18 protein-coding genes are annotated in these 12996 nt (G+C 57.0%); 11 read left to right on the plus strand and 7 right to left on the minus strand.

The genetic code is table 11. The annotated features are described in order from the left end of the window. Positions 1–74: 74 nt before the first annotated feature. Positions 75–632: a phosphoglycerate mutase family protein gene (locus BJ885_RS06565; protein ID WP_259467193.1), complete on the minus strand. Its 558-nt coding sequence runs from the start codon at positions 630–632 to the stop codon at positions 75–77. Between the two features lie 193 nt (positions 633–825). Here BJ885_RS06565 and BJ885_RS06570 point away from each other — a divergent pair, with 193 nt between their 5' ends. Both BJ885_RS06570 and BJ885_RS06575 read left to right on the plus strand, forming a co-directional pair. Next, complete coding sequence (locus tag BJ885_RS06570; protein ID WP_029740580.1) at positions 826–1230, plus strand: VOC family protein; 405 nt, start codon at positions 826–828, stop codon at positions 1228–1230. Positions 1231–1248: 18 nt separating this feature from the next. Then, positions 1249–1761 carry a GNAT family N-acetyltransferase gene (locus tag BJ885_RS06575; protein WP_121931450.1) on the plus strand — a complete coding sequence of 171 codons (513 nt, stop codon included), beginning with the start codon at positions 1249–1251 and terminating at the stop codon, positions 1759–1761. On the opposite strand, the gene BJ885_RS06580 is transcribed toward BJ885_RS06575, so the two are convergent. Both BJ885_RS06580 and BJ885_RS06585 read right to left on the minus strand, forming a co-directional pair. Further along, the gene (locus BJ885_RS06580; RefSeq protein ID WP_029740578.1) at positions 1742–2530 is read right to left on the minus strand and encodes a hypothetical protein; all 789 of its coding nucleotides are present in this window, start codon (positions 2528–2530) and stop codon (positions 1742–1744) included. The genes BJ885_RS06575 and BJ885_RS06580 overlap by 20 nt on opposite strands. 1 nt (position 2531) lies before the next feature. Continuing rightward, a complete protein-coding gene (locus BJ885_RS06585; protein WP_023311615.1) occupies positions 2532–2729 on the minus strand; it encodes a hypothetical protein in 198 nt (65 codons plus the stop codon). A 256-nt stretch (positions 2730–2985) separates the two neighbouring features. Between BJ885_RS06585 and BJ885_RS06590 the strand changes: the two genes are divergently transcribed. Genes BJ885_RS06590 through BJ885_RS06625 form a run of 8 tightly spaced genes read left to right on the plus strand, consistent with a single transcriptional unit; the run spans position 2986 to position 8866 of the window. Then, entirely contained in the window at positions 2986–3420 is a 435-nt protein-coding gene (locus BJ885_RS06590; RefSeq protein ID WP_029740577.1) for a nuclear transport factor 2 family protein, read from the plus strand. Further along, the gene (locus BJ885_RS06595) at positions 3417–4136 is read left to right on the plus strand and encodes an SDR family NAD(P)-dependent oxidoreductase (protein WP_032657315.1); all 720 of its coding nucleotides are present in this window, start codon (positions 3417–3419) and stop codon (positions 4134–4136) included. The genes BJ885_RS06590 and BJ885_RS06595 overlap by 4 nt, the downstream gene beginning before the upstream one ends. Then, positions 4133–5392 carry an NAD(P)/FAD-dependent oxidoreductase gene (locus BJ885_RS06600; RefSeq protein ID WP_121931451.1) on the plus strand — a complete coding sequence of 420 codons (1260 nt, stop codon included), beginning with the start codon at positions 4133–4135 and terminating at the stop codon, positions 5390–5392. The genes BJ885_RS06595 and BJ885_RS06600 overlap by 4 nt, the downstream gene beginning before the upstream one ends. A 1-nt stretch (position 5393) precedes the next feature. Next, positions 5394–6116 carry a DUF1365 domain-containing protein gene (locus BJ885_RS06605; protein ID WP_047647840.1) on the plus strand — a complete coding sequence of 241 codons (723 nt, stop codon included), beginning with the start codon at positions 5394–5396 and terminating at the stop codon, positions 6114–6116. Then, on the plus strand, positions 6113–7333 hold the full coding sequence (locus BJ885_RS06610; protein WP_121931452.1) for a cyclopropane-fatty-acyl-phospholipid synthase family protein: 1221 nt from the start codon (positions 6113–6115) through the stop codon (positions 7331–7333). The genes BJ885_RS06605 and BJ885_RS06610 overlap by 4 nt, the downstream gene beginning before the upstream one ends. Then, the gene (locus tag BJ885_RS06615) at positions 7330–7815 is read left to right on the plus strand and encodes a DUF2878 domain-containing protein (protein WP_121931453.1); all 486 of its coding nucleotides are present in this window, start codon (positions 7330–7332) and stop codon (positions 7813–7815) included. Before BJ885_RS06610 ends, BJ885_RS06615 begins: the two co-directional genes overlap by 4 nt. Next, entirely contained in the window at positions 7812–8336 is a 525-nt protein-coding gene (locus BJ885_RS06620) for a hypothetical protein (RefSeq protein WP_121931454.1), read from the plus strand. Before BJ885_RS06615 ends, BJ885_RS06620 begins: the two co-directional genes overlap by 4 nt. Then, positions 8333–8866: a DUF3833 domain-containing protein gene (locus BJ885_RS06625; protein WP_121423644.1), complete on the plus strand. Its 534-nt coding sequence runs from the start codon at positions 8333–8335 to the stop codon at positions 8864–8866. The genes BJ885_RS06620 and BJ885_RS06625 overlap by 4 nt, the downstream gene beginning before the upstream one ends. On the opposite strand, the gene BJ885_RS06630 is transcribed toward BJ885_RS06625, so the two are convergent. Then, positions 8863–9321 carry a DMT family transporter gene (locus BJ885_RS06630; protein WP_121931455.1) on the minus strand — a complete coding sequence of 153 codons (459 nt, stop codon included), beginning with the start codon at positions 9319–9321 and terminating at the stop codon, positions 8863–8865. The two genes, BJ885_RS06625 and BJ885_RS06630, sit on opposite strands and share 4 nt — an antisense overlap. A gap of 4 nt (positions 9322–9325) precedes the next feature. Then, a complete protein-coding gene (locus BJ885_RS06635; RefSeq protein ID WP_047647834.1) occupies positions 9326–9760 on the minus strand; it encodes a DMT family transporter in 435 nt (144 codons plus the stop codon). Between the two features lie 95 nt (positions 9761–9855). Between BJ885_RS06635 and BJ885_RS06640 the strand changes: the two genes are divergently transcribed. After that, entirely contained in the window at positions 9856–10788 is a 933-nt protein-coding gene (locus BJ885_RS06640; protein ID WP_121931456.1) for a LysR family transcriptional regulator, read from the plus strand. Between the two features lie 5 nt (positions 10789–10793). Here BJ885_RS06640 and BJ885_RS06645 read toward each other — a convergent pair whose 3' ends face one another. Beyond that, positions 10794–11822, minus strand: coding sequence for a methionine synthase (locus tag BJ885_RS06645; protein WP_023311627.1), 1029 nt, complete (start codon positions 11820–11822; stop codon positions 10794–10796). 23 nt (positions 11823–11845) lie between these two features. Beyond that, positions 11846–12820: a DUF1852 domain-containing protein gene (locus BJ885_RS06650; RefSeq protein WP_054830314.1), complete on the minus strand. Its 975-nt coding sequence runs from the start codon at positions 12818–12820 to the stop codon at positions 11846–11848. Between the last annotated feature and the right edge of the window lie 176 nt (positions 12821–12996).

The raw sequence follows: 12996 nt of genomic DNA on the forward strand, positions 1-12996 counted from the left end.
GATTGCGTTATTCTTGGCCAGACGTTATGACCCAATTGCTGAGGTTGAAAAATCCTCGGCGTCAGTTGGTGCCGTTACATAAGGCTGTAAACACCCGCTCCCCAGTAACCCTTACCCTGACGAGTCTGTTCTTTCCAGCCTGATGCGATCAGTTCTTTTGCAATAAACCGATTGATGATCCCATGCCCCATGAGCAAGACGGGGCCATCGGAGTCCTTAGCCGCCGTTACGAGGATCTCAGCCGCTTTAGCGGCACGTTTTTTTACGACGCTTACGCACTCTGCTTCACCAGACAGCCCGCAGAGCCAAAGAACGCGAAACAGTGCCGCCCAGTAAAAAGGCGACAACCGTAACCCTGGGATACGAAATATCGGCAGTTCCGCTTCCCGAAAAACCTCATCAATTAAACCCGGTTGACACCCCAGCGTTTTCAACGATGAAAGGGTTCGCGGGAGAGGGCTGCTGAGAAACGTGAGCGCGCGGTACGCGAGGATTTGAGCTATCTCCGAAGGTCTGTCGCTGCCCGTTGAAGAGCGGTTATAGCTGTCGATCCATTCAGCCATTTGCCTGTGCGATACTTTTGGCTCACCCCTGTGCTGAGGTTCTCCATGCCGCATCAAAATAATTTCCATATGTTTTTATCACCCATCATCCCTTCATCAGCGGCAGAGTAGCGCGATCGGATGAGGTTTTTCACCCACCCGTTTTAGTGTGTCTGAACCTGGAGCGTACTTAGCAGACCTATCAGTCTGTAAAATATTTTCATGCGCGCGTATTCTGTGAGAAAGCGCTGAGCATAACCATTTAGGGTAAAGGAAACGAAAAATGAGAACACAGAAGCGATGCCTTGGCTGCGTGGCTGTTGTGGTTGATGACTACGATCGCGCTATTGAATACTACACAGATAAGCTGGGTTTTACCCTCGTAGAGGATACGCCTCAACCGGGTAAACGCTGGGTGGTCGTCTCACCCAACCCGGAAAGCGACTGCAATATTTTGCTGGCTCGTGCTTCTAACGAGAGGCAGGAAAGCTTTATCGGCAATCAATGCGGCGGCAGAGTTTTCCTGTTCCTTCAGACGGACGATTTTTGGCGCGATTACCGTGCCATGAAAGATAAAGGCGTTCATTTCTGCGAAGAACCTCGTGAGGAAGAGTACGGTACGGTGGTGGTGTTTGAAGATATTTACGGCAACCGCTGGGATCTCTACCAAAATGCCCAACGTGGGTGATTACCAGGGATACTTTTCATGACTCTTCGAATTAGACAGGCCACAGGGGCCGATTCAACGCTTTTAAGCGAGCTGGGATACCGAATCTATCCCGCCCATTTTCAGCATCTGTGGGTGTCAGAGGCAGAGATGAAGGATTTTCTGCACGGCGAGTACGCGCTTTCCGTACTTGAACAGAGCCTGAAAGAGAACGCTGTTTCCTGGTATGTTGCCGAGACCGATCGGCCCGTGGGGTTCATGAAAGTGACCTGGGAAGCTCTGCTCCCGGAAACGGATAAGAAGGGCGTTCTCCTCAACAAGCTCTACCTCGATCCCGCCGAGACCGGCAAGAACTATGGCCAGGTGATGTTCAACAACATTACCGACATGGCCCGGAGCAGGGGAAAAGACTATCTCTGGCTGGAAGTGCTTGAGCAGAACGCGGGAGCGTACCGGTTCTACCAGAAGCAGGGCATGCTCTGCGTTAAGAACGTCCTTTTCGAAACCGCTTCACAGCAGAGCATTCTCAGAATTATGGGGATGTCTCTTTAGGGCGAGAGCTTTCGTCGCGCTGTGCCAGCGATAGCGCGCTGGCGCTGGCGGGATCGAACAGCGAGAGGCTCTCAATCTGATTGAGTAAAATCACCTTTCGGAATGACATGGCGCTGCGGGGTTCAGAGTCGAGCGTGATGTCATGCTCCGCATACCACTTGCTGTAGTTATTCTCGATGCGAAAGTTCATCGTCTTCGCGTCTCTGTACCCGCTTAACATCGGGATCAGCACGATATTGGCCGTTTTTTCATATTCCAGCGTCGCGGTGTGGATCATGCCGACGTAAATCCGCCTGGAACGGAGCGTAACCTGCGCCAGTTCCCCTTGCTCCATACACTGATACAGCAGTTGTTCAATACCGCTCGACTGCGCCAGACGTTTGTAGAGCTTTTTCCGGCTTTCGCCGTCCAGCCTGGCGCTGCCTGCCCAGTTAGAGCGGTAGAGGCAAAACAGGATGGCAAACGCCAGCATCACGACCACCGGCGCCTGAATGCCTAAAAAGCTCCAGTTCATAAAGTCGATTTGCCAGTCGGTATATTTCGGCGAGGCAAAGTGAAAAGCGTTGTTGGCCGCAGAAAGGGCGAGCAGGAGCAGCCAGAGCAGACCGGTGGCAATTACGCCCTGCAGAACGAAAATACAGCCGTACAGCGCCACAAGAAAATAGACGTCCCAGCCAAAGGAGCGCTTGATTTTAAAGCGGGTCGACAGGTCGCGGCTGGTGTACCAGTACCCGCATACCATCAGCACCATAAATATCGCCGTTCCCATATCAGGCCCTCTTCAGCATGTTGACGTGACGCAAAAAATCCTGCCGCACCTCGTTGCTTTTGTAGTTCACCGAGGCGTTCCCGTCCTGGTCGATAATGATGCGATCGCCATCTTCGACGGCTTCAATGATTTCCTGCTGGCTCATCACCTGCAGTAAGGATTCCGGGCTGGAGAAAAGGGAGAGAAAGAAACGTTTCATGCGGGCATCCTTATGAATAAAAAGGATAAGCCTGGAATAAGACCGGCGAGTTTGCCTTAAGGATATCCTGAAAGTTAAAGCCGGGTGGCGGCTACGCCTTACCTGAACTACAAAACCCACTCTTTTGACTATATATAGGTAATTGATATATATCTAAAATAAAAAATAAATCACCACAAACTTGGACAAATAACGTTAATTGTGTAAGTTTTAATTATGCGATTACGCCACGTTGTTTACAGCCAGGATGTGACCCATGAGCACTTTGCCCTCTGTCGTGAGTCGGTTTGTTGAGTACTACGCCGCACTGGATAGCCAGCCGCCGTCCGCGCTGGTGGGGCTTTACCATTCGAATGCCACGCTTATCGATCCGTTTGGCGAGCATGACGGGATTTTCGCGCTTCAGCGCTACTTCACCCATCTGCTGGCCAACGTCGAGCATTGCCGTTTTTCCATCGATACGCCGCTATGCAGCGGGAACCGGTTTGCTGTGACCTGGGTAATGCACTGGTCGCATCCGCGCATTGCCGGGGGAGAGCCGCTCGAACTGCCGGGATGTTCGGTGGTGGACACGGAAAGCGATCTCATCACGCACCAGCGCGACTACTACGATGCGGGAGAGATGATCTACGAACACCTTCCTCTGCTGGGCTGGGCGGTACGCGGCGTGAAGCGGAGGGTCAAATCATGAAAACGGTACTGATCACCGGCGCAAGCTCGGGCATTGGTGCCGGGCTGGCGAAATCCTTTGCCGCAGACGGCTACCACGTGATTGCCTGCGGACGCGATCCGGCGCGTCTCGAAGCGCTGCATCAGACCTGCCCCAATCTCACCGTTCGCCTGTTCGATATGACAGACAGGGACGCCTGTCGCCAGGCGCTGACCGGCAGCTACGCCGATCTGATTATTCTCTGCGCCGGTACCTGCGAATATCTCGATGGAGGCGTGGTGGATGCGGCGCTGGTGGAGCGGGTTATGGCGACAAATTTCCTCGGCCCGGTGAACTGTCTTGACGCGCTGCAGCCGCAGCTGACGGCTGGCAACCGCGTGGTGCTGGTGAGTTCGATGGCCCACTGGCTGCCTTTCCCACGTGCAGAGGCCTACGGCGCGTCCAAAGCGGCCCTGAGCTGGTTTGCCGAGAGCCTGCGGCTGGACTGGGAGCCAAAAGGGATAGCCGTGACGGTTGTCTCCCCGGGCTTTGTCGACACGCCGCTGACGCGCAAAAACGATTTTGCCATGCCGGGCAGGGTGAGCGTCGATGAGGCGGTCAAGGCGATCCGTACCGGGCTGGCGGCAGGAAAAATGCATATCGCATTTCCTGACGGGTTCGGCTTTATTTTGCGGTTGCTCTCCGGGCTGCCCGCGTTTTTACAGCGCGCGCTGCTGCGCAGGATGGTGCGTTCATGAACATTGCGATTATCGGCAGCGGCATCGCCGGGCTGACCTGCGCCTGGCGCCTGGCCGGGCACCATAAGGTGACCTTATTTGAAGCGGGCGCCACGCCCGGCGGCCATACCGCAACGGTTGACGTGACGACGCCACAGGGCACATACGCGATCGATACCGGGTTTATCGTCTACAACGACCGCACCTATCCGCGCTTTATGGGCCTGCTCAGCGAGCTGGGCATCAGCGGGCAAAAAACGCAGATGAGCTTTTCGGTGCACAACCCGGCGACGGGGATTGAATACAACGGACACACCCTGACGTCGCTGTTTGCCCAGCGCCGAAACCTGGTGAATCCGGCATTCTGGCGGCTGCTCGGGGAGATCGTCCGCTTCAATCGTCTGGCAAAACAGGCGCTGGACGGGGAGGTGGACCCGAACGCCACGCTGCAGACGTTTCTGGAACAGCACGGCTTCACGCCGTTTTTTGCGCGCCACTACATTCTGCCGATGGGGGCCGCCATCTGGTCCTCGTCGCTGCAGGAGATGAAGCGTTTCCCGCTGCCGCTCTTTTTGCGCTTCTTCCACCACCACGGCCTGCTGGATATCACCCAGCGCCCGCAGTGGTACGTGGTGCCGGGCGGCTCGCGAGAGTATATCCGCGCCATGCTCGACAAACTGGGCGACCGTCTGAATCTGCACCTCAATTCACCGGTGCAGCGGGTGAGCCGCCACGCGCACGGGGTTACGCTCCAGCTTGAAAACGGCAGTCATACCTTCGATAGGGTAATTTTTGCCTGCCACTCCGCCAGCGCCCTGGAGATGCTTGATGACCCAACGCATGCAGAGCGCGAGGTGCTGGGCGATATCGGCTGGCAGCGCAACGAGGTCGTTTTACACAGCGATCCGCGCTGGCTGCCGGAGCGGCAGCGCGCGTGGGCCAGCTGGAACTACCGCCTGAGCGCGCAGGAACAGGCCAGCGCCTGCGTCACCTACAACATGAACATCCTGCAGGGGCTGCCTGCGGGCAGTCCGCTGTTCTGCGTCACCCTCAACCCGGACGCGCCGGTAGATGAGCGCTTCGTTCTGCAACGCTTTGTCTATGAACATCCGCTGTTTAACCCGCAAAGCTGGCGGGCGCAGGCGCGGCGCGGCGAGATCAACGGTCATAACCGGAGCTGGTACTGCGGGGCCTGGTGGTACAACGGTTTCCATGAAGATGGCGTGCGCAGCGCGCTGGACGTGGTCAATGCGATAGCGGCCGGAGAGGGGAACTGAGATGAACAGCTGCCTCTACCACGGCGTGTTACGCCACCGCCGCCTTCAGCCGAAAACCCACGAATTTAGCTACAGCGTCTTTATGGCCTGGCTGGATCTCGATGAACTACCGCAGCTTTCGTCCGTCGGCGTGCGGCGCAATCGCTTTGCCGCCGCCTCGTTCCACGACGCGGACTATCCGCTCGGCACGCCGCTTAAAGAGAACGTGCTCAGCAGGCTGGAGAGCCTGACCGGGGAACGTCCGGACGGGCGGGTGATGCTCCTGACGCAGCTGCGCTATTTCGGCTTTCATTTCAATCCGGTCAATTTTTACTACTGCTACGACGAAAAGGGAACGCTGCGCTGGGTGCTGGCGGAGGTCCGCAACACGCCGTGGAATGAACGTCATTACTATGCCGTCAACGGACAGGATGCGCAGCCCACGGAAAAAGCGTTTCACGTTTCCCCCTTCAACCCGATGGACATGATTTACCACTGGCGCTTTAACGACCCGGATAACACGCTGCATATGCACATTGAAAATCATCAGGAAGCGAAGGTCTTTGACGCCACGCTCGCGCTGCGCCGGGAGCCTTTGACGCGCCCCGCGCTGCGCTCGCTGTTGCTGCGCATTCCGCTTATGACCCTGAAAACCGTTTTTGCCATTTACTGGCAGGCGCTGCGCCTGTGGCTCAAGCGCGTGCCGCTGTATAACCATCCCGTCAGCAGGAGTGAACGCTCATGACCGATCCCGTCTTTGCGTTAGAACCCGATATTCCGCGCAACGTCCGCCTCGCGCGATGGCTGCTGTTTCGTCTGTTAAGCGGCATCCGCGGCGGCTCGCTCACGCTGCGTGAAGGGGCGCAGACCTTCCATTTTGGCGAGACGTCCTCCGCGCTGCATGCCGACGTGCAGATCCTCACGCCCGGCGTCTACTGGCGCGTCTTAACGGGCGGGAGCCTTGCTGCGGCAGAAGCCTGGATGGACGGCGAGTGGGAAACCGCACACCTCACGCCGCTTCTGGAGCTGCTGGCGCTCAACGGCGAGGTGCTTGGCCGTCTGGAAAACGGGTTCCGTCTGCTCGGCAGGCCGCTGGAGCGGATACGCCACTGGACGCGGCGTAACTCTCGCATGCAGGCGCGCGAAAATATTGCCGCCCATTACGATCTGGGCAATACCTTCTATGCCCATTTTCTGGATAAAGAGCTGCTCTATTCCAGCGCGCTGTTTACTGGTGACGAGCAGGATCTCACTGCGGCTCAGCGGGCCAAAATGGCGCGCCTGTGTGACCAGCTGGCGCTAAACCCGGGTGACCACCTGCTGGAAATTGGCACCGGCTGGGGCGCGATGGCGGAATACGCGGCCCGTCATTACGGCTGTCGGGTGACCACCACCACGCTGTCGCAGGAACAATATACCTGGGCAACCGAGCGGATCGCCCGCGCCGGGTTGCAGGATCGCGTTGAGGTACTGCTCTGCGACTATCGCGACCTCACCGGACAGTACGACAAGCTGGTCTCAATTGAGATGATTGAAGCCGTCGGGCAACGCTATCTGCCCACGTTTTTCCGCACCTGCCAGGCGCGTCTGCGCCCCGGAGGACGGATGGCGATTCAGGCCATTACCATTCAGGACCAGCGCTATCGCGACTACAGCAAAAGCGTCGATTTTATCCAGCGCTACATTTTTCCCGGCGGCTTCTTGCCGAGCATCACTGCGATGAACGAGCTGATGACGCGCCACACCGATTTCGTGGTGCGCAATCTTTTCGACATGGGCCCCGACTACGCCCGCACGCTTGCCCACTGGCGGCAGCGATTTGTCCATGCCTGGCAGGAGATTGAAAAGCTCGGCTTCGATGAACGGTTCCGCCGCATGTGGCTGTACTACTTCGGCTACTGCGAAGCCGGGTTTAACGCTCGCACCATCAGCGTGGTGCAGCTGACCGCCGAGCGCGTATGAGACGTTACCTTCAGGTCTTCCTGCTGGCCGTCGCGTTCGACCTCTACTGGGCGCTGGTGGTGCTCTTTCGCGAACAGGGCCTGATTATCTGGCTCGCGCTGGCGATCCTGGCGTGCCTGCTCTTGCCGCCTGCTTACCGTTTTTACGCCATTGGGCTGGCCGCGGCGGGCAGTCTGCTGGACGCACTCTGGGCGCTGACCGGGCTGATTGCCTTTACGGGCGAGTCCCTGATGCCGTTATGGATGGTGGCACTGTGGCTGATGTTCGCCACCGTCTGGACGCAGCTGACGCGCACCACCACGTTACCCGGCTGGCTGCTGACCCTGCTGGCCGCCGTGGGTGGACCGGTGGCCTACCTGTTTGGCGAGCGGCTGGGGGGCATCACGTTTCTGGAGCCGACCTTTATCGTCGTGGGCTGGATGGCGCCGGGCTGGCTGGTATTGATGCTGTTTTTCCACCTGCTGATGGGGAGACAAAAATGAGAGCTGTGGTTTTGCTGCTTTGGCTGACGCTGGTTGTGCCTGTTGCCCAGGCCGCCGACTGGCTGGCCTGGCGGAAGGTGGGGGACGCCACGCTCACCTGGGGGCCGTTCACCGTCTATACCTCCCAGCTACGCACCCCGGACGGGCGTTACGGTCGGGATAATCAGGATCAGGCGCTCATTATTACCTATGCGCGGGACATCGATCGCGATGAACTGGTTGAGGCGACCCGCGACCAGTGGCAGGCGCAGGGGATCCTGGCGCAGGAAGCGCAAAGCGAAGCCTGGCTGCGGATGCTCCGGTCCCTTTGGCCGGATGTTCGCCCGGGCTCACAGCTGGCGTTTGTTCTCAATGATAAGCAGGGGCAGTTCTGGTATCGCGCGTCAGCGGCGCAAACATCCTTTATTCCACTTGGACCGCGTCAGTCGGAAGCGTTCAGCACCCGTTTTCTGGCCATCTGGCTCGATCCCCGCACGCAATATCCTGAGCTGCGTCAGCAGTTAATCGGAGGCCAAAAATGAAACGTATCCTGATGATGGCGCTGGCATTCACGATGCTGCTGGCGGGCTGTAGCACTGAGGTGGCCGAGTATCGCCAGCAGCAGCCGCGGCTTGATATCTTCCACTACTTCCAGGGCAAAACCGAAGCGTGGGGGATGGTGCAGGATCGCAGCGGCAAGCAGATCCGCCGTTTTCACGTTGAGATTGCCGGGGACGTTATCGGCGATACGCTGACGCTCAACGAGCACTTCGTCTACGACGATGGCGAGAAGCAGCAGCGGGTCTGGCATATACGCCGCGTGGGGAACGATCGCTACGAGGGAACGGCAGGGGATATTGAAGGGGTTGCCACGGGGCAGGCCGCAGGCAATGCCTTTAACTGGCATTACAGCATGAACGTGACGGCAAACGGCAGCACCTGGCTACTGAACTTCGACGACTGGATGTACCTGCAGGATGAGACCCATCTGTTTAACAAAACCGAGATGAAGAAATTTGGCGTCACCGTTGCCACGGTGACGCTGTTCTTTACCCGTAAGACCTCAGCTTAGTCGCGGACGCTGCCGGTTTTGCTGCTGGAGTAGATGAAGTACAGGGCAATCCCCAGGCACACCACCGCGCTCAGACGGCTCGGCGAAAACGGAATGGCGGGATTGCCCAGCCAGCCAAAGTTATCAATCAGCATACTCATAGCGAGCTGGCCGAATATCACCGCCACCGTGGCGACGGCGGTGCCGATCTGCTGTACGGCGAGCACCATTATCACGATATAGGGCACGCCAAACATCGCCCCGAGGAGCTGCCATTTCGGCACGTCCAGCAGCGTGACCGCCTGCTTAGGCTCAAAGAAGAAAATCAGCAGGGCGGTCACCAGCGCGCCGACGGAAAATGTCAGAAACGCGCTTTTGAAAACGCCCACGCTGCTGCCGAGCTGCCCGTTAATCGCGGCCTGAATGCTCAGCGTTGCGCCGCCGCAGACGGCGAGAAGAATCATTATCAGCGTCATATCATCACCCCTGTGCGACAAGAACCAGTGCCGCAATAATAAAAACCAGCGCCACGATACGTTTTGCGTTTATTTTCCTGTGCGGCGTACCCAGCAGGCCAAAGTGGTCAATGATCAGGCTTTTAAAAACCTGACCAGCCAGAATGCCAATCATCGTCAGAGCGATGCCGATGGTCGGCGTGGCAATCGTCAGAATGACCACGTAAACAGGGCCAAGCACGCCGCCGAGCAGCTGCCAGCCGGGCTGGGCGAAAAACGACGGGCTGCTGCGCGGGCTGAAAAACAGCATCAGCAGAAACGTCAGCGCGGCACCGACGCCAAAAATGCTGAACGTCGCCCATAAATCGCCCACTTCTCCCCCTAATGGCCCCAGCAGCCCAGCCTCGACGGAAAGGCCCATCCCGCCGGCAATCACCAGTAAAATCAAAACAAACTGCATTACGCTTCCTCCGTTTTCAGGCGAAGAAGATTACGTCGGTAGACCCGTGAGAAAAATGCCATAATGCAGGAAACACCTTTGCAGGAAATGCATTAATGTCAGATGCCGGAAGCATGAACCTTCGCTCACTGCTGCTGTTTATTGCCGTCTATGAAACGCAGAACTTTTCCGTCGTCGCGCGACGAGAGGGAATATCCGCCTCGCAGGTGTCGCGCATTGTTCATCAGCTTGAGGACGCGCTCGGCCAGCAGCTGTTCTATCGCAATACCCGGGCGGTGATCCCCACGGAAAGCGGGCATCTGTTTATCCGCTATGCCCGGGCGATGGTCGATAACTTCGAAGAGGCGCGGCGGGAGATGGATGAACGTTCGACCGAACCCTCCGGCACGGTCCGCATAAATGGGCCGGTATTTTTTGGACAGAGGCACGTTGCGCCCGGACTGGCAGGTCTGGCCGAGCTTTATCCACGGTTAACCATAGAGCTGACGCTGACCGATGACTTTATCGACCCGCACCGGGATGCCGCCGATCTCATTTTCCGCATCGGCACGCTGACGGATTCGACGTTCCACGCCCGTGTCTTTGGGCAGCAGCGCTACCACCTCGCCGCGTCGCCCGAGTATCTGCGTCAACACGGCGTCCCGGCCGACCCGACCGAACTGAGCCAGCACAAATGTCTGGTCTATCGCGGTTCGTCCGGGCCTAACCGCTGGCTCGTGCGTCGCAAAGGGGAGAATTGGGTGCATTATCCCGTCGCGCCGCTGATGACGTCCAATAATGCGGAGTCGCTGCTCATTGCCGCGCTGGGTGGGATGGGGATCGTCCTGTTTCCGGACTGGCTAATTGGCGACAGGCTGCTGCGGGGCGAGCTGATCGCCCTTATGCCGGATATGACGTGCGCCATCAACACGGAGCAACTCAATATTGCGGCGATCTATCCTAACGCACGTCATCCGCCCCTGAACGTCAGGGCGGTGATTGATTATTACGTGGCGTTTTTCGGCACGCCGCTCTACTGGCAAACGTAAGGCAATTACGCGCCGAGCTCCTTGCGGATAATCTCTGCGCCGGCGCTAAGCGCTTTCAGCTTGCCGTTGGCCACCTGGCGTGAAAGCGGGGCCATGCCGCAGTTGGTTGACGGGTAAAGCTTGTCGGCATCGACGAACTGCAGCGCTTTACGCAGCGTATCGGCGACTTCCTCGGGCGTTTCAACCGCGTTGGTTGCCACGTCGATCGCGCCGACCATAACCTTTTTACCGCGGATCAGCTCCAGCAGATCCATCGGCACGCGGGAGTTGTGGCACTCCAGGGAGATAATGTCGATATTAGAGGTCTGCAGCTTAGGGAAGGCCTCTTCGTACTGGCGCCACTCTGAGCCGAGCGTCTTTTTCCAGTCGGTATTGGCTTTGATGCCGTAGCCGTAGCAGATGTGTACCGCGGTTTCGCACTTCAGCCCTTCAATGGCGCGTTCCAGCGCGGCGATACCCCAGTCGTTCACCTCGTCAAAAAAGACGTTAAATGCCGGTTCATCAAACTGGATAATATCCACGCCTGCGGCCTCTAACTCACGCGCCTCCTGATTGAGGATTTTGGCGAATTCCCAGGCCAGCTTTTCGCGGCTTTTATAGTGCGCGTCGTAAAGGGTGTCGATCATGGTCATCGGTCCGGGCAGGGCCCATTTGATCGGCTTGTCCGTGAGCTGACGCAGGTACTTCGCATCGTCCACGAATACCGGCTTCTGACGCGCAACGGCTGAAACCACGGTCGGCACGCTGGCGTCGTAGCGGTTACGAATGCGCACCGTCTGGCGATTTTCAAAATCCACGCCGCTCAGGTGTTCAATAAAGGTGGTGACGAAGTGCTGGCGAGTCTGTTCTCCGTCGCTGACGATATCGATACCCGCGCGGATCTGCTCATCCAGAGACAGGCGCAGCGCGTCCTGTTTACCTGCCAGCAGTTCCTGATCCTGTAATTTCCAGGGTGACCACAGCGTTTCAGGTTGTGCAAGCCAGGTCGGCTTAGGCAGGCTGCCAGCCGTAGAAGTCGGGAGCAATGTTTTCATAATAAAAGACCTTTTTTGATGAATTAAAGCGTGTAGTTATCAGACCACTGCTCAAGAATGTGTTGGTAAGGCTTAATAAAGTACGCTTCGGTAAAGCGGCCCTGTTCAATCGCCAGTCGGCTACGCTCTTCCCGGTCATAAACAATTTTGGTTAATGAGTGATCCTGCTGGTTCAGATCCGGTCGGTAGTACAGTCCCGCCGCCGAGTTTGCGTTATAAATTTCCGGGCGATAGATTTTCTGGAACGTCTCCATCGTGCTGATGGTGGCAATCAGTTCCAGATCGGTGTAATCACTCAGCAAATCCCCGGTAAAGAAGAACGCGAAAGGCGCCACGCTGTTTTCCGGCATGAAATAGCGAACCTGCAGGCCCATCTTCGCGAAGTACTGTTCCGTTAGCGACTCGCCATCCGGCTGATATTCAATGCCCAGCACCGGGTGCTGGTTGCCGGTGCGGCGGTAGGTGTCTTTGCTGGAGACGCTCAGGCAGATCACCGGTCCCTTGCTGAAGTTCTCTTTGTATTCCGGCGAATTCACAAAGTGGCGGAAAATATTGCCGTGCAGTTCGCCAAACTTTTCCGGAATGCTGAAGTGCTGCTCGTTCTTGTTGTGTTCCAGCAGGCGCACGCTGAAATCATAATCCCGCACGTAAGAAGAGAAGTTATTTCCGACGATGCCAGGGATACGCAGGTTATTTTTTTTGTCGACAATCGTGGTTTGCAATATCTCAATGGCCGGGAATGGTTTTTCCGCGCCAATGTTCAAATCGACAGAGATGATTTCCAGCTCAACCGCGTAGCGATCGGCGTTTGGGTTATCCCAGCGCGCCAGGGCGTTAAAGCGGTTGTTGATCATCACCAGCGTATTGCGCAGGTTTTCCTGACGCTTTTCCCCGCGCGCCAGGTTGGCAAAGTTGGTGGTCGTACGCGTATTTTCTGACGGGTTGTAATTCTCATCGAAGCAACTGCGCTTAAGGGTATATGTGAAAGCTTTGCTCATTGTAGTTATGCATCCTAAGTTCATGTTGCTAAGAAGTTGCCGATGCATAATTTATGCCTGAGCCCGCGGCGCAGGGGAAGTGACTTAATTTCAATGCAACATGAGGGAAGTTCATGAACGGACTGCGATGGCTATCTGCTTCGTGATTGTTCAGGTAGGTTTGGGAAGAGAGAGGC

It is taken from the genome of Enterobacter sp. WP_7_1, assembly GCF_003688535.1.
GTDB lineage: Bacteria > Pseudomonadota > Gammaproteobacteria > Enterobacterales > Enterobacteriaceae > Enterobacter > Enterobacter asburiae.